Source organism: Candidatus Enterococcus leclercqii (assembly GCF_009933135.1).
GTDB classification, from domain to species: domain Bacteria; phylum Bacillota; class Bacilli; order Lactobacillales; family Enterococcaceae; genus Enterococcus_C; species Enterococcus_C leclercqii.
Window position 1 is genome coordinate 23,473 of sequence record NZ_MAEH01000013.1, and the last position, 17,519, is coordinate 40,991.

General features: G+C 43.5%; 13 protein-coding genes. 10 read left to right on the plus strand and 3 right to left on the minus strand.

All coding sequences use genetic code 11. From position 1 onward, the window contains the following. Nucleotides 1-79 precede the first annotated feature (79 nt). Together BAU14_RS06425 and BAU14_RS06430 are read right to left on the minus strand one after the other, a co-directional pair. On the minus strand, nt 80-718 hold the full coding sequence (locus BAU14_RS06425) for an NAD(P)H-hydrate epimerase (RefSeq protein ID WP_161899269.1): 639 nt from the start codon (nt 716-718) through the stop codon (nt 80-82). 177 nt (nt 719-895) lie between these two features. After that, entirely contained in the window at nt 896-1,699 is an 804-nt protein-coding gene (locus tag BAU14_RS06430) for a Cof-type HAD-IIB family hydrolase (RefSeq protein ID WP_161899270.1), read from the minus strand. Nucleotides 1,700-2,135: 436 nt separating this feature from the next. On the opposite strand from BAU14_RS06430, the gene BAU14_RS06435 reads away from it, so the two are divergent. Both BAU14_RS06435 and BAU14_RS06440 read left to right on the plus strand, forming a co-directional pair. After that, a complete protein-coding gene (locus tag BAU14_RS06435; RefSeq protein ID WP_420022080.1) occupies nt 2,136-3,479 on the plus strand; it encodes an NCS2 family permease in 1,344 nt (447 codons plus the stop codon). A gap of 408 nt (nt 3,480-3,887) precedes the next feature. Continuing rightward, entirely contained in the window at nt 3,888-5,084 is a 1,197-nt protein-coding gene (locus tag BAU14_RS06440) for a multidrug efflux MFS transporter (RefSeq protein WP_161899272.1), read from the plus strand. Nucleotides 5,085-5,158: 74 nt separating this feature from the next. On the opposite strand, the gene BAU14_RS06445 is transcribed toward BAU14_RS06440, so the two are convergent. Further along, nucleotides 5,159-5,341 carry a YjzD family protein gene (locus BAU14_RS06445; RefSeq protein WP_161899273.1) on the minus strand — a complete coding sequence of 61 codons (183 nt, stop codon included), beginning with the start codon at nt 5,339-5,341 and terminating at the stop codon, nt 5,159-5,161. A gap of 103 nt (nt 5,342-5,444) precedes the next feature. Here BAU14_RS06445 and dnaE point away from each other — a divergent pair, with 103 nt between their 5' ends. The 8 genes from dnaE to BAU14_RS06485 all read left to right on the plus strand — a co-directional run bounded on the left by dnaE (nt 5,445) and on the right by BAU14_RS06485 (nt 16,998). Continuing rightward, entirely contained in the window at nt 5,445-8,753 is a 3,309-nt protein-coding gene (gene dnaE, locus BAU14_RS06450; protein ID WP_161899274.1) for a DNA polymerase III subunit alpha, read from the plus strand. Nucleotides 8,754-8,926: 173 nt separating this feature from the next. Further along, complete coding sequence (pfkA, locus tag BAU14_RS06455) at nt 8,927-9,889, plus strand: 6-phosphofructokinase (RefSeq protein WP_161899275.1); 963 nt, start codon at nt 8,927-8,929, stop codon at nt 9,887-9,889. Nucleotides 9,890-9,977: 88 nt separating this feature from the next. Further along, nucleotides 9,978-11,744 carry a pyruvate kinase gene (gene pyk / locus BAU14_RS06460; protein ID WP_161899276.1) on the plus strand — a complete coding sequence of 589 codons (1,767 nt, stop codon included), beginning with the start codon at nt 9,978-9,980 and terminating at the stop codon, nt 11,742-11,744. A gap of 142 nt (nt 11,745-11,886) precedes the next feature. Then, nucleotides 11,887-12,450: a YceD family protein gene (locus tag BAU14_RS06465; protein WP_161899277.1), complete on the plus strand. Its 564-nt coding sequence runs from the start codon at nt 11,887-11,889 to the stop codon at nt 12,448-12,450. A 59-nt stretch (nt 12,451-12,509) separates the two neighbouring features. Then, on the plus strand, nt 12,510-12,692 hold the full coding sequence (rpmF, locus tag BAU14_RS06470) for a 50S ribosomal protein L32 (protein ID WP_161869984.1): 183 nt from the start codon (nt 12,510-12,512) through the stop codon (nt 12,690-12,692). 405 nt (nt 12,693-13,097) lie between these two features. After that, nucleotides 13,098-14,519, plus strand: coding sequence for an NADP-dependent phosphogluconate dehydrogenase (gndA, locus tag BAU14_RS06475; RefSeq protein ID WP_161899278.1), 1,422 nt, complete (start codon nt 13,098-13,100; stop codon nt 14,517-14,519). A gap of 246 nt (nt 14,520-14,765) precedes the next feature. Beyond that, nucleotides 14,766-15,452: a response regulator transcription factor gene (locus BAU14_RS06480; protein WP_161899279.1), complete on the plus strand. Its 687-nt coding sequence runs from the start codon at nt 14,766-14,768 to the stop codon at nt 15,450-15,452. 4 nt (nt 15,453-15,456) lie between these two features. After that, on the plus strand, nt 15,457-16,998 hold the full coding sequence (locus BAU14_RS06485; RefSeq protein ID WP_161899280.1) for a HAMP domain-containing sensor histidine kinase: 1,542 nt from the start codon (nt 15,457-15,459) through the stop codon (nt 16,996-16,998). Nucleotides 16,999-17,519 lie beyond the last annotated feature (521 nt).

A 17,519-nucleotide genomic window follows, 5' to 3' on the forward strand; every position in this document is an offset into this window, starting at 1 on the left:
GCTCGCCTCGGTTTTTTTGTGCCGTCTTTTTACTTTTTCTGTTAAAAAACTACCAATGCTCTGTTTGTCAATGCAATCTTTAGCGCAATGGTTCGTCACTAATTCCTACATCAGCGACAATCAGGTTTCCGCAGGCTTCCATACCGGGGGATACAGTAAATGCGATTTTTTTGAATTGAAAAGTAATCGTAGTTTCAGCTTGAAGATAAGCCCCTAATGACTCACCGGTGGAGGCATCAATGCCAGAGGGAATATCGACAGCTACGACCGGCAGCCGACTTTTGCCGATGCGTTCAATAATTTCTGCGGCGGGGCCTCTTAGCTGGCCGGTTACACCGATGCCAAGGTAAGCATCTACCAGCAATGTATAACCCATAAAGCTATCCAAGCGATGAAGACGGGGAATTTGATAATGGTCACAGATTTTTGCTTGTTGGGCGGTTTCTTTTGTGAAGGCAGTTGCTTCACCTACTTCCCATAGTCTCACTGAAATCCCCGCTAGATGCAGCAGCCGCGCAATGGCATAGCCGTCACCGCCATTATTGCCGGCGCCAACCACCACCAGAACTTGGGAAAGGTCGTATTTTTTTGTCTCTAAGATATGGCTTGTTACGGCCAGCGCTGCACGTTCCATCAAAACCATTGCAGGAATCCCGATTGTTTCAATTGTATAGTCGTCGCATTTCTTCATTTGGGTTGCATTAACCAAGAGCGTCATCATGGCTCCTCCTTATTGTTGTGGTTGTAGACTTTCAGCTATTTCCAGTATAACAAAGGAGCCAAGCCAAGGCGGTGTCAAGCCCTTGGCAGCTGGCCATTTTTTTGAAAGCTATCGAGCATACCAAAAAAGACCTTCGAAAATAGCTTGCGAAGGTCTTTTAGTGATGAAAATTAATCAGATTGCCAAATGTTTTTCCAAGTAGTCTGCTAAGCCGTCTTCATCATTGGTTTTTACGGTGACATCATTGGCCACATCTTTTGCCGCTTGTGAGCCGTTAGCCATCGCAACACCCCAACCAGCATAATCCAACAATTCGATATCGTTGTGTTCGTCACCAAATGCGATGACATTTTGTTGGTCAATCTGCAGGGAATCGGCAATGATTTTGACTCCTCGAGCCTTTTCGATTCCTTTGGCAACAATCTCAAGAATTGCTTTTGGTCCACCCCAAGTACGAACGTCCACGTAATCGGAGAACTGTTCGTTCAGCCGATCTGAGACGATTTGTGCCATTTCGTTATTGGTTTGCACCAACATCGAAGTAGGGTTAGTACGGAGATTTTTCAACAGATTGGCCTCTGTTGGTTTTTCATTGGAAAACAAATAAGCATCATCGAAATCGATGCGGTCTACAAAGAATGTTTCCCGATTCTCAGCAGCGACATATTCCAGCTGCAGTTCTTCTTTTTGTGCCAAAATCTCAAAAACGATATCCCGACTGAACAAAGTTTCGGATTCTTGGGCCCAATTTTGGTAAGGCAAGTGCACCAAGGCGCCATTGAAGTTTACCATTGGGCTTTTCAAAGCCAACTCCCGATAAAATTGTTCACTCATACGAAACGGACGCCCTGTTGCAATGCTGACGATGTGTCCAGCTTTTGTTGCCCGTTGCAAAACGTGTTTTGTTTTGGGAGAAATCAACGATTGACCATTCAAGGTGGTGCCGTCTAAGTCGATCGCAATTAATTTTTGTGTCATGAGATTTGCCCCCTTTCTCTAATTAGTATCTGTCACAGTGTACCATATTCTCGCGTTTTCATAAAGTTTTCAAAAGAATTTCTTTGTGGTTTAAGAAAAGCTTAGAGGTGAGTGGCATCAATATATTATTGCAAAAGGAGACAAAAAGAAATTTTTTTATAGCAAAAACGAATGACATTTGCCCAAAATAGGCGGATGCTGAAATGTTTCTTAGTAAAACACGAACGATAAGATCGTTTATGTTGGAAAAGATCATAGTTTTCTTGATAATTATTAAAATGATTTCTATAATCAACTTCGGTCGGGTAATTACTCGTATGCAATTATTACATCATATTAAGGAGAGACATTTTTTATGGAAAAGTTTTTCAAGTTAAAGGAAAACAACACGACGGTTTCAACTGAGGTTATGGCCGGGGTGACAACTTTCTTTGCAATGAGCTACATTTTGTTCGTAAATCCTTCCATTTTGTCCTTGTCGGGGATGCCGTTTCAGGCAGTCTTCTTGGCAACAATCATCGCTTCGGTGATTGGTACTTTGGTTATGGGGCTATTTGCAAATGTTCCTTATGCGCAAGCACCAGGCATGGGTCTGAATGCTTTCTTTACATTTACTGTTGTTTTTGGTTTAGGGTACTCTTGGCAAGAAGCTTTGGCGATGGTGTTTATCTGTGGGTTAATCAATATTTTTATCACGATTACTCGAATTCGAAAAATGATTATCCATGCAATTCCTGAAAGCCTGCAACATGCCATTGGTGGCGGTATTGGTATTTTTGTTGCCTATGTTGGGTTAAAGAATGCCAACTTGTTGAATTTTACTGTTGAAAAAGCCAATGTGCTAAGCGGTGATTCTGAAACAAGTTTAGTAGCCAATGGTGGTGTGGTGCCGGCTTTGGCGAATTTTGACAATGCTGGAGTCATTTTAGCCCTTATTGGTTTGGTGATTACTACTCTGCTGGTGGTAAAAAATGTTCGTGGCGGTATTTTAATTGGGATCGTGGCAACCACGATTATCGGTATTTTAATGGGTGTGGTAGATCTTTCAGCAATCGATATGAAGGCCAACTCTTTAGGCGCATCGATTAATGAATTGGGAACGACTTTTGGTGCAGCTTTTGGAAAAGACGGTATGCAGGCACTGTTTTCAGATGCATCTAAAATCCCCCAAGTGTTGATGACGATTATCGCTTTTAGCTTATCTGACACCTTTGATACAATTGGGACATTCATCGGGACGGGACGTCGTACGGGTATCTTTTCAAAAGAAGATGAAGATGCTTTGGAAGATAGCCGCGGGTTCAACACAAAGATGGACAAAGCACTGTTTGCTGATGCGATTGCAACTTCAGTCGGTGCGATTTTCGGAACGTCTAATACAACAACTTATGTAGAATCTGCTGCCGGGATTGGTGCCGGCGGACGTACCGGTCTGACTTCAGTCGTCGTCGCTGCCTTGTTTGCACTCTCTAGTTTGTTTTCACCATTGATCTCTGTGGTACCTGCTCAAGCAACAGCGCCAGCTTTGATTTTGGTGGGTGTCATGATGTTGGCTTCGTTTGCCGATATTAAATGGACAGACTTGGAAGAAGCGGTTCCTGCTTTCTTCGCTGCGATCTTCATGGGCTTTTGCTACAGCATCTCATACGGGATTGCAGCCGGTTTTATCTTCTACACTTTGGTGAAAGTTGTTAATGGCAAGTTTAAAGAAGTATCACCAATTATCTGGGTAGTCGATCTGCTCTTTATTGCGAACTTCGTGATTTTGGCAATTTTGTAAGCTATTCAAAACGCAACGAGAACAAACAGCTTTCCGAGGCGCAATGCTGCGGAGAGCTGTTTGTTTGTGTTTTGAAGTTGGAGAAAGACATGTCAGCATGTTTCTAAGATTTTGGATCAGTGATGTGAATTTCCCAGTGTCAGTACTTTTTTGAGACGTAGGAGTAGCAAACATGCTTAATGGTCAATTACCGGCAATGATGAGTGGTGTAGGATTGCTACAGGGGAATTTTGAGTGGACAGTTACGATTAACAGTCTAATAAGGTGGAGAGGCTTTGAGTAGTTTTCTAAAAGAGGCGTGATGTCCACAGCTCGGTTATTAACCGGCGACTAAACTGTAAGAAAACAGCATGCGGGTTTTCCCTTTTTCAAAAGTAAGGTATAGTAAAAAGGAAAGAAGGTTGTAGGATGAAAATCGATTGGCGGCGTAACTTACTGATTTCCTGGATTGGCTGTTTTTTTACCGGTGCAAGTTTCAGTTTAGTGATGCCTTTTATTCCGTTGTATATCGAACAATTGGGAACACCTAAAAGCCAGATAGAGCTCTTTTCAGGATTGGCAATTTCCGTGACCGCATTCGCTTCAGCAATTGTTGCACCGATTTGGGGAAATCTGGCTGATCGTAAAGGGAGAAGGCTGATGATGATCAGAGCAGCAGTGGGGATGACCTTTACGATGGGGTCATTGGCTTTTGTTCCTGATGTGTATTGGCTTTTAATCATGCGGTTTATGACGGGAATCTTGTCTGGATACATACCCAATGCAACGGCGCTGATTGCTTCACAAGCGCCTAAACAAAAGAGTGGCTGGGCATTGGGAACCTTGGCTACTGGTGCTATCGCAGGAAATTTGATTGGGCCTTCCATGGGTGGTGCCCTGGCACAGTGGTTTGGGATGGAAAATGTTTTTATCATCACCGGAACAGTCCTGTTGATCACGACAATATTGACGATTTTTCTGGTAAAAGAAGACTTCACACCGGTAGCCAAAACTGAAATGATGACCACACGGGAAATTTTGAGAAAAATTCCGAATCTGCAAGTATTGTTGGGGTTGTTTGTGACCTCGTTGATTTTGCAGATCGGCGTTACCAGCATCAGTCCGATTTTGACGTTATATATTCGACAGCTCAGCGGAGACAGCAGTAATGTCTTGTTTGTCAGTGGCTTAATCGTTTCAGTATCAGGAGTCTCGGCAATTTTGTCTTCACCTACTCTGGGTCGAATTGGTGACCGGGTGGGCAATCACAAAGTGCTGTTGTTTGGTCTGGTTTTATCACTTCTTTGCTTTATTCCGATGGGATTTGTGAGTTCACCATTTCAGCTAGGAGTCCTGCGCTTTTTGTTGGGCTTTTCTACAGGGGCGCTGATGCCTTCCATCAACACATTGATTTCTAAAATCACACCGACAGAAGGGGTCAGTCGAATCTACAGCTATAACCAAATGTTTTCTAATTTTGGTCAAGTGCTGGGACCGATGGTGGGGTCAACTGTTGCCCATAGTTTCGGTTATCGAGCAGTGTTCTGGGCCACTAGCGGGTTTGTGCTGTTGAATATCCTATTGTCACTGTTTAATTTCCGCAAAAATCTACAGGAATCCCTCTGATTTGAAATCACAAAAAAACCAGTTACAATAGAGTAACTGGTTTTTGCTATGAGATGTGACATTGGTTGGCTGAATCAGCCCACTTTTGATTCTTTCGGCGGTGCAACGGTGCCGATCAAGATGACGATCAAGCCGACAATCAATGACAAAACAGTAGACAACTGGAAATCGTAGGCTGCGCCGATCAATGCGCTTCCGAGATAACCAACGACTTGGCCCAAGATAAAGGCCCAAAACATAGTCATGATATATTTCATTTCTGGCACCTCTTTTCTAGATGAAAATCTGTCGTAAATAGTTTAACATAATTTCCTGATAAGTAAAGAAAACACAGTTTGGAAATTTTCTGGAGGTTTTTTCATGAGTTTTCCGCAATTAACAACGACAACCGCTTTTTCATTGCTTCAAAGTACTGTCAAAGTTGAAGAATATGTTACTGCCGGTCAAAAAGCAGGCTACAGCACACTGGGAATCTGCGACCGCAACGTTCTCACGGCAGCAGTGGAGTTTTACCAAAGCTGTCAAAAGCATGGTATTAAGCCGGTTATCGGGCTGCATCTGGATTATTACTCTCCGGTTCAACGGGAGGAAAACGAACTGTTGTTGTTTGCTGCTAGCCAGGCAGGCTACGAGACGTTAATTCGCTTGTCTTCTAAAAAAATGAGTGATGGACAGGTTGCATTAGAAGAGTTTCTTCCTGCAGAAGATGTGATTGCAATCTTGCCTGTTCGCAATGAACTTACCTATCTTCGTTATGGGCACCCAGAGCTGCTGGAAAAGCGCTTGGAGGAGCTGCAATTCTTATTGCCGAACTTGTACTACAGCGTAGAAGCAAGTAGTGAAAAAGACAACGCTGCTGGGGAGTGGTTTGATTCTGTGGGAATTCCACCTTTTGCAACTGCGACAGTTGTCAGTTTAAAAGCAGAAGAGTTGCAAGCTGTCAAAGTGATGACCCATTTGAAGGCAGGTACGCAGATCAATGAATTAGAAGAATTACAACTGACGGGTACGGGACAGCTGCTGTCTGAAAAGCAGGCGACGGAGTATTTTAATCAACTTGAGCCAAGAGGGTTAGCCAATGCTGAAGCTTTTGCGGATCGCTGTAACTGGCAGCTGCCTTTGCATCAGAAGCTCTTACCTGCTTATCCACTGGACAATCAATCTGCTGGGTCTTTTTTGGCAGAGCTTTGCCAGCGTCTTTTGCCTTTGCGAGTAGCAAATAATTCAGCAGATTATCAAAAACGCCTGGACTACGAGCTTTCAGTCATTCATCAGATGGGCTTTGACGATTACTTTCTAATTGTTTGGGATGTGATGGATTTCGCTCATCGTACCGGGATTGTAACCGGGGCTGGCCGAGGTTCTGCTGCAGGTTCTCTGGTGGCCTATGTGTTGTCAATTACCGACGTAGATCCAATCCGTTACGACCTGTTGTTTGAACGCTTTTTGAATCCTGAGCGTTACAGTATGCCGGATATTGACCTGGATATTCCTGACAATCGGCGCCAAGAAGTGCTGCGCTATGTACAAGAAAAATACGGACGATTAAAAATGGCCCAAATTGCAACTTTCGGTACCATGGCAGCTAAGATGGTGCTGAAGGATACGGCGCGGGTTTTCGGCTTGTCACAATCAGAAGCCAATCGTTGGTCAAAAGCGGTACCCACTTTAGGAAACGGCCGTAAAATTACATTAAAAGAAGCCTACGATCAATCGGTAGCATTACGAGATTTAGTGAGCCAAAGTCCCAAAAACCAGACATTGTTTGAAGTGGCTTTAATTTTGGAGGGCCTGCCTCGCCATGTTTCCACCCATGCAGCGGGTGTGGTAATCAGCGATAGGGACTTGTTGGAGCTCGTTCCATTACAGGCTGGATCAGATGACATCTTGCTGACTCAGTTTACTATGAATGATGTCGAAACTGTCGGCTTGTTGAAGATGGATTTTCTCGGACTGCGAAATTTGTCAATCATTGATGATACCTTGCGGGGAATCAAAAAGGTCACCGGTCAAACTCTGTCACAAAAAGACATCGCATTGGATGATCCTGAGACACTGGCTCTATTTCAACGAGGGGATACTGCGGGAATCTTTCAATTTGAATCTGCTGGAATCCGCAATGTGCTGCGCCGCTTGGAGCCGGAGAATATCGAAGAAATCGCCGCTGTCAATGCCTTGTATCGTCCTGGCCCTGCACAAAACATTGATCACTTTATTCAGCGGAAAAAAGGTCGTGAGAAAGTTACCTATCTGGATGAAAGCCTGCGCCCAATTCTGAAAAATACTTATGGGATTATGGTTTATCAGGAGCAAGTTATGCAGGTGGCCAATAAGATGGCGGGTTTTTCTTTAGGACAAGCGGATCTTTTGCGCCGCGCAATGGGAAAGAAAAAGAAAGAAATCCTAGACGAACAGCGGCAAAATTTTGTTACCGGTGCTGTCGCTCAAGGGCATTCTCGAGAAAAAGCAGAGGAGGTCTATGGCTACATTGAGCGTTTTGCCGGCTACGGCTTTAATCGTTCCCACGCATTTGCCTATTCGTTTGTTGGGTTTCAAATGGGGTACTTGAAAGTCCATTACCCGGGACCGTTTTTTGCGGCACTCCTTCAATCTGTCCGGGGCAATACTGGTAAAATCAAGGAGTATCTGGCAGAAGCCAAAAAAAGAAGCATTCGAATCATGCCGCCCACCATCAACAAAAGTAGTTTTGGCTTTTATCTGGAGGATTTGAAAACGATTCGCTTCGGCTTGGGTGCCGTCAAAGGCTTACGACGAGACTTTATCGCTGACGTGGTGGCAGAGCGCAAGCGCAACGGGCCTTATACTTCCCTGGATAATTTTTTATACCGCATCGATAATAAATGGCGTAAAACCGATATCTTAGAACCGTTGATCCAAGTTGGAGTATTCGATGAGATTGAAGAAAATCGTCGCCAACTCATGAGTGAATTGGAAGGGAAAATTCAAAATATCCAATACAGTGGCGGTAGTATGGATTTGTTAGATTTGATGACTCTGAAGGTAACTGATGTACGGGAATACTCATTGGAAGAAAAGTTGGATTTAGAAGAAGCGTATCTGGGGGTCTATCTGTCAGGTCATCCGGTAGAAAAGTATGGCCTGCTGCAAGAACGAGCACACATTCACCATATCACAGAACTTGTGGCAGGTGAAAAAGCAAAAGTCTTGTTATATTTGCGGAATATTCGCGAGATCCGTACTAAAAAAGGCGATCAGATGGCCTTTTTAGAAGGTAATGATCCTACAGGTGAACTGAGTGTGACGATTTTTCCTGACTTATACCGACAAGTGCGACAGACCTTTGAAGTGGGGGATGTCATTTATATTGAAGGAAAAGGGGAAGTCAGCAAGTACAATCAAGAGCTGCAGCTGATTGCGGAGCGGTTGCTGCCCGCAGAAAAAGCGCAAGAACAATTAAGCCAGACGACCTGCTATTTACGCATTCTGCCAGAAAAGGAAACCGCGGCTGATTTGAATCAGCTTTTACACCTGATTCGCAGTCATCCCGGGGATGTGCCGGTGATATTGGTCTATGCAGCTTCCGGTGTGAAAAAGATTCTCTCTCATGAAAATCAAATCGAAAATTCGGCGGCGGTAAGCAGTGAACTAGCAGGCTTACTGGGTTCAGAGAATGTTGTATTTAAATAGCTTACATGTGCTTTTCAGTAAATAATACCTTCCGTTTTCATTTTTTTCAAATTGTTGTAGGATAATCAAGACATTTCAAGGATTTAATGGTAAAATGTTACTCGTGGTTAATGCCTAACAGGTATTATTTGTATCAAACCGAACAAAACAACATTTAATGAGGTGAATGGTTAATGAAACGCATCGGAATCTTGACCAGTGGCGGTGACGCTCCTGGGATGAACGCGGCGATTCGCGCCGTTGTCCGCAAAGGGATCTACGACGGTTTAGAAGTCTACGGGATTAACTATGGCTTTGCCGGTCTGGTAGCAGGTGATATCCGTCGTTTGGATGTTGCCGACGTAGGCGATAAGATCCAACGAGGCGGTACATTCTTATACTCTGCTCGTTATCCTGAATTTGCTACTCAAGAAGGGCAACTAAAAGGGATCGAGCAATTGAAAAAATTCGGTATCGAAGGTCTGGTAGTTATCGGCGGTGATGGTTCTTATCATGGCGCGATGGCACTGACACGTCACGGCTTCCCGGCAGTTGGTATTCCAGGAACGATTGACAACGATATTCCAGGAACTGATTTTACAGTTGGTTTCGACACAGCAATCAACACCGTTTTAGAATCCCTTGACCGGATTCGTGATACGGCGACTTCTCACGTTCGGACATTTGTCATCGAAGTAATGGGCCGGGGTGCTGGTGATATTGCTTTGTGGTCTGGTGTAGCCGGCGGTGCAGATGAAATCATCATTCCTGAGCACGACTTTGATATGGCAGCTGTTGCTAAGCGTATCCAAGAAGGCCGCGATCGTGGTAAAAAACATTGCTTGATCGTCTTGGCTGAAGGTGTGATGGGCGGCAACGAGTTTGCGGATAAACTCTCTGAATATGGGGACTACCATACCCGTGTTTCTATTTTGGGTCACGTTGTTCGTGGCGGTTCTCCAAGTGCCCGCGACCGTGTCTTGGCTTCTAAATTCGGTGCATATGCAGTTGAACTTTTGGAACAAGGCAAAGGCGGATTGTGCATCGGGATGTTAGACAACCAAGTCGTTGCAGCGGATATCATCGATACTTTGGAAAATCACAAACACAAACCTGATCTTTCATTGTATGACTTGAACAAACAATTGTCCTTCTGATTTTCTGCGACAAGATCAAGGGCAGCATGAAACTTGAAAAAAGAGCTTAAAGCAGCTTTTTTAAATAAAGGAATAGGAGCGTTCAGTAATGAAAAAAACAAAAATCGTTAGTACTTTAGGACCAGCAAGTAATAACGTGGAGATTATCTCCCAACTCATCGAATCAGGCGCCAATGTTTTCCGTTTCAACTTCTCTCACGGGGATCACGAAGAACAATTGGGACGGATGAACCTGGTTCGTGAAGCTATTGCGAAAACTGGTAAAGACGTAGCGATCTTGCTTGATACAAAAGGTCCGGAAATCCGTACTACTGTTCAAGGTACTGAAACTGGTAAAATTCCGTTTGAAATCGGCGACAAAACTCGTATTTCCATGGATGGCGAATTGGAAGGCAGCAAAGAAAAAATCGCTGTAACTTACCCAGGCCTGTATGACGACGTTCATGTTGGCGGCCACATCATGTTTGACGATGGCTTGATTGACATGAAGATTTTGGAAAAAGACGAAGCCAACAAAGAATTGGTTGTTGAAGTTCAAAATGCTGGTATCTTAGGCTCTCGTAAAGGTGTCAATGCACCTGGCGTTTCTATCAGCTTGCCAGGTATCACTGAAAAAGACGCTGGCGACATCCGTTTCGGTTTGGACAACGAAATCGACTACATCGCAGCTTCTTTCGTTCGTAAAGCCCAAGACGTTCTGGATATTCGCGAAATCTTAGAAGAAAAGAACATGACTCACGTTCAAATCATCTCTAAGATCGAATCTCAAGAAGGTATCGACAATATCGATGAAATCATCAAAGTTTCTGATGGTATCATGGTTGCTCGTGGGGACATGGGTGTTGAAATTCCAGCTGAAGAAGTACCAATGGTTCAAAAGATGATCATCAAAAAATGTAACGCTGCCGGTAAAGTAGTTGTTACTGCAACACAAATGTTGGAATCTATGCAACAAAACCCTCGTCCAACTCGCGCGGAAGCTTCTGACGTTGCCAATGCTGTCTTTGACGGAACTGACGCAACCATGTTGTCTGGCGAATCTGCAAACGGCGACTACCCAGTAAAAGCTGTTGCTACAATGGCTCGTATTGACATGGAAGCTGAAAAAGCCCTGCAAGAATTGGGCACATTCCAAATCAACGAATTCGACAAAACTGATGTAACTGAAACAATCGGTATTGCTGTAGCTCGGGCTGCGAAAAACTTGGGCGTTAAAACAATCGTTGCCGCTACTGAATCTGGCCATACTGCACGTATGATTTCTAAATACCGTCCAGATGCAGATATCTTGGCTGTAACTTTTGACGAACGCACAAAACGTGGCTTGATGTTAAACTGGGGTGTTTATCCGACAGTTGCTGAAAAACCTTCAACAACTGATGAAATGTTTGACTTGGCAACTAAAAAAGCCGTTGATCTTGGCTTTGCTAAAGAAGGCGATTTGATCTTGATCACTGCAGGTGTTCCTGTCGGTGAACGGGGAACGACAAACGTTATGAAGATTCAATTGATCGGTTCAAAATTGTTGGAAGCACAAGGCGTCGGTGAAAAGACAGTCGTTGCGAACGCAGTCGTTGCTAAATCAGCTGAGGAAGCAATCGCTAAAGCAAAAGATGGTATGGTTCTGGTTGTTCCAACAACTGACAAAGAATATATGCCAGCTTTCGAAAAAGCGGCAGCTGTAATCGTTGAAGAAGGTGGCTTGACATCTCACGCTGCGGTTGTAGGTATCGCTAAAGACATCCCGGTTATCGTGGGTGCCAAAGATGCTACAACAACAATTGAAGACGGTGAATTGGTAACTGTTGACCCTCGTCGTGGGATTGTTTACCGCGGAGAAACAACAGCCATCTAATTGACAGTTCGATCCATTGATTATTGCAGCCACTGTCACCGGCAGTGGCTGTTTTTCTATCATGAAAAGGTGTCAAGAAAATTTCATTGACAAGCTAAAATACAGCCTGTATAATAGCTTTTGTTGCTTAGAGGTGATAATTATGAAGTGGTCTTTACAGGAATTGCGCAAGTTTCGGGAAACCGGAGCAGCGTTTCAAGAAGTCCTGGATGTCAAAACAGCATTATTGAAACGCGATGATCAGATTCTCGCTGCTGAGCCTGCTGAAGTTGCAGGAACAGTGACTATCGACGATCACGGCTACTTGTTAAACTATCGTGTGCAGGTTACGTTGACCGTTCCTTCTTCAAGAAGCTTGGAACCGGTGGAATTGCCGCTAGATTTTTCAGTAACTGAACAGTTCATGACACCAGAGCAGTTTCAAACTCGTTCCGATGTAGTGCCCGAACACGAAATTTTGATTTTAGAAGGTCAGACGTTGGACACTGTCGAGTCGGTTTTGGACAATATCTTATTGGAGATTCCCATGCAGATTTTGACCGAAGCTGAAAAAGCATCGCATGCTTTACCAAAGGGTCAGGACTGGGAAGTTATCTCAGAGGCTGACTATCTGCAGCAGAAAGAACAGGCTGCACCAACTATCGATCCTCGTCTTGCCAAATTATCTCAGTTGTTGGATGTTTCCGACGATGAAGATAACGAGTAAGATTGGAATAAATCGCGCGGATTTTTCGCGTTTTCAAATACAAGGAGGTGTATTGAGAAATGGCAGTACCAGCTAGAAAAACTTCTAAAGCGAAGAAAAACAAACGTCGCACTCATTACAAATTGACCATCAACGGTTTGAACGAATGTCCAAACTGTGGTGAATTGAAAAAGAGCCACCACGTATGTGCCAACTGCGGCTACTACGACGGTAAAGACGTGACAACCAAAGCAGAAGCATAAGTCGTTTTAAACTGAAAATGACCGTTAACCCTCGAGACTAACCATGGAGTCTCGGGGGTTGTTTGTTTTTGTTCAAGGAAAAGCCAGGGGTGATTAAACAGAAACTCTACGTTCGTCCAAACATGATTACTCAATCAAGCTACGAAAGCACCAAGTCCTCTTTTTTGGAAATGGCGAGAAATCATCTTGAACCCCGCCTCTGCATGGACTTATGAACCGCAAAGATAGCGCGGATTTTACAACTTTATATTGTTGTGTCAGTCTGAGGGACTAAAACAAGGTGAAATTTACGAACCCTCGTAAACCAGCGCTGACTTTTGTGGTCTGTCTGGCTTTGCCAGTGGCTTATTTTGGGCTATAATAGGTAAGATCAATTGAGTATTTCACACTATTGGAGGAATGAACATGACAAAACAGCAAATTGGTGTCGTGGGAATGGCGGTCATGGGTAAAAACCTGGCTTTAAATATCGAAAGCCGCGGGTATTCCGTCGCATTATATAATCGGACAGGAGCGAAGACGGAAGAAGTCGTAAAAGAACATCCAGATAAAAATTTCTTACCGACTTATTCGATTGAAGAGTTTGTGGCAGCAATCGAAAAGCCGCGACGGATTCTTTTAATGGTTAAAGCCGGCGGGCCGACTGATGCGACGATTAAAGAGTTGCTGCCTCATCTGGATAAAGGAGACATCCTGATTGATGGCGGGAATACCTTCTTTAAAGATACGATTCGGCGAAATGAAGAATTAGCCAATTCCGGAATCAATTTCATCGGAACTGGGGTTTCCGGCGGCGAAGAAGGGGCACTGAAAGGACCTTCCATCATGCCTGGGGGGCAAAAAGAAGCCTATGAGCTGGTTGCTCCAATTTTAGAACAGATTTCTGCTAAGGCAGAAGACGGCGCGCCTTGTGTGACCTATATTGGGCCAAATGGTGCAGGCCATTACGTTAAAATGGTCCATAACGGGATCGAATACGGAGATATGCAGCTGATTGCTGAGTCTTATGATTTGATGAAGAATATTTTAGGATTGTCTGTTGAAGAAATGGCTGACATCTTCAAAGAGTGGAACGAAGGCGAATTGGATAGCTATTTGATTGAAATCACTGCCGATATCCTGACGCGAAAAGATGATCTTGGGACTGGACAGCCAATCGTTGATGTCATTTTGGATGCTGCCGGTAACAAAGGAACTGGGAAATGGACGTCTCAAAGTGCCCTGGACTTGGGTGTACCATTACCACTGATCACTGAATCAGTTTTCGCCCGTTATATTTCAGCATATAAAGCAGAACGGATCAACGCCAGCAAGATTCTCCCTGAACCTGCAGCTTTTACTTTTGACGGGGACAAAAAAGAATTAGTAGAAAAAATCCGTGAAGCGTTGTATTTCAGTAAAATCATGAGTTATGCGCAAGGATTCGCGCAATTACGAACGGCTTCGAAGGAATTTGATTGGGATCTGCCTTTTGGAGAAATTGCTAAAATCTGGCGAGCAGGTTGTATTATTCGGGCGCGCTTCTTGCAAAAAATCACTGATGCGTATGAAAAGACACCGGATTTGGAAAACCTCTTACTGGACGATTACTTTGTTGAAATTACTAAAAAATATCAACAGGCGGTTCGGGAGGTAGTCGCTATCGCCGTTCAAGCAGGGGTACCGGTTCCGACCTTCTCTTCTGCGATTGCTTACTTTGATTCTTATCGTTCTGAACGGTTACCTGCGAATATCATTCAAGCACAGCGGGACTATTTTGGCGCCCACACCTACGAACGTACAGATCGTGAAGGCATTTTCCACTACAGTTGGTATCACGAAGAATAAATTGCTTACGACCCGGTCGCAAAGATCGGGTCTTTTTTTGACTCAATGAAATCAAAAATGATCACTGAAGAAAAGTGTTGTTTTGAAAAATGAAGACTGTTTTTATAAAAGCTTATAAAAACTCATATCTTTATTACATAGCTCTTTTTAATTTGGCGCTTTCATGATAAACTGGCTATAGTATTTTAATAAGAAAACAAAAGTTCACCTAAAAGAATACATGTGGAGAGAAGGACTGTTAGATCGATGAGTAATATCTTGATTATTGAAGACGAGAAGAATCTCGCTCGTTTTGTAGAGTTGGAGTTAACCCACGAAGGCTACAACACAGAGGTGCATTACAATGGCAGAACTGGATTGGAAGCTGCGTTAAATAACGAATGGGATGCAATCCTTTTAGATTTGATGCTGCCAGAACTAAACGGGTTGGAAGTTTGTCGTCGAATTCGTCAGGCCAAGAATACCCCGATTATTATGATGACTGCGCGGGATTCAGTTATTGACCGGGTCTCTGGCTTGGATCACGGTGCCGACGATTACATCGTAAAACCTTTTGCCATTGAAGAGCTTTTGGCGCGTTTACGAGCACTTTTACGGCGGATTGATATCGAAGGGGATAAGAATGTTGCCAAACAAACGACAATCACTTATCGAGACTTGACCATTGAAAAGGAAAACCGTGTCGTGCGTCGCGGCAGCGATGTCATCGAATTGACCAAACGGGAATATGAATTGCTGCTGACTTTGATGGAAAATGTCAATGTGGTGCTTGCACGGGATGTATTGCTTAACAAAGTATGGGGCTACGAAACCGAAGTTGAAACGAATGTTGTGGATGTTTATATTCGGTACTTACGGAATAAAATCGACGTACCTGGTGAAGAAAGCTATATTCAGACTGTTCGCGGCACCGGCTATGTGATGCGCTCGTAAACACATGGATAAAACCACGAAAAAAACGATAGTAGAGGACAAAAGAGAACTCAAAGGCCCATCTTTGACTGCAAAGTGGGCTTTTGCCAGTTCTTTCTTTATCTTTGTTGTCTTTACTATTTTTGCTGTAATCACCTATAAGTCTTCCGTGAATTTGATCGTAGCCAATGAGCGGAAGAATATCGAGCAAACCATGTCGGAAATTACTTCCCGCTTAGCCGATGCCGACGAAGAACTTACGTCGGAGCAGGCATATCATTATCTGACAGGATCAGCGCTAACTAAGCAAGGCGTTAACGATACTCGAATTGGCCAGGTACCCGATCTGGAGGGGAACCTTCTTACTATTGACCCGTATATTTCCTTTATCGGCCAAGAAGTCATGCACTTTTATGCTTATAATTTGGATAAGCAGGTAGTGTTGCAGACGATTGATCAAGACATGCCCTTGAGTCAGATGCAACGAAAAGATCCTACCATCACCACTGTAGGCGAACGAACCGGTTTTATCTCGGTGGAACCCATCTATTCGAAGAAGACGCGGGAAAAAATTGGCTATATTCAGAGCTTTTACGAGTTATCTGCCTTCTATGATATTCGCAGCCGACTGTTGGTTACACTGATTGTTTTGGAAGTTGTTTCTTTGATACTAAGCAGTGTTCTAGGGTTCTTTCTTTCAACGTATTTCTTGAAGCCGCTGAAAGTTCTGCGAGACACGATGGATACGATCAGAGAAGATCCTTTGTCTGACGTCCAGATGCCGGAGATTGGAACAAATGACGAATTGACTGATTTAGCAGAAATTTTCAATGATATGTTGGATCGGATGCGGATTTATATGGACCAACAGAAGCAATTTGTAGAAGACGTCTCACATGAACTGCGCACCCCTGTGGCAATTATGGAGGGGCACTTGAGCATGTTGCAGCGTTGGGGGAAAAAAGACCCTGAAATTTTGGATGAGGCATTGGCAGCGAGTATTCAAGAGTTAAGTCGTATGAAAACTTTGGTTCAGGAAATGTTGGATCTTTCCCGTGCCGAACAAGTCGAGATGCATTATGGAAATGAAGTAACCAGTGCGAAAGAAGTCACTCATCAGGTCTTTAACAACTTTGTTATGCTCTACCCGGAATTTACATTTACGCTAGACGATGATTTGCACGATGAGGTTCAGTTAAAAATCTATCGCAACCATTTTGAACAACTGATTATTATCATTTTAGACAATGCCGTCAAATATTCTACTGATCGCAAGGAAATCAATATGAGCATCCGAATAGTCGGTCGGGAATTTGAAGTTGCCATCCAAGATTTCGGCGAGGGGATTTCTGCTGAAGACTTGGAGAAAATCTTCCATCGCTTTTATCGCGTGGATAAAGCCCGGGCTCGTACCAAAGGAGGCAATGGCTTAGGTCTTTCAATCGCTAAGCAGTTAGCTGAAAGCTATAAGGGCCGTATTGCCGCTGACAGTGTATTGGGACAAGGAACGATTTTCAAAATTTATTTACCTATCAAAGAGGATGCAGAGAATTTGATTGAAAATTAAAAGTAGCGGGGCCGTTTGTCACTTGAAAACGACCCCGCTATTTTTTATAACTTACTTTCTTGCAAGAAAGAATCCGAAAGAACACGTTGACTGAAGCAGTTTTTTGGGTGATTTAGGTCATTTTTATGAATGATTGAATGGAATTGAACAGCAACATTCGTATTTCTGAAAAAGCCGTAGTTACTTGTGTTTTAGTGTTGCTTTTTGGTTTAAGAATTGCTATATTATTACTTGTCCGATTGAGGGAAAAGATCTTTTCAACAAAGTAAAAAAAGACTTGACCCGTTACAAACGGCATGATATTATAACGGAGTTGCTGAGATAGAGGCGTCAATATCCGCTATGAAACGCAAAGAAAGTTGTTGACAAATAACAATCTATGCGATATCATAAACGAGTTGCTTCTGCTCCTTGGATTTGGTAAAGCGAAAAAAACTTTTGAAAAAATGTTGACAAGCGGTTGCTCGTCTGATATGATTTAAAAGTTGCTGAAACAATTAGCAACAACAACTTAGACCTTT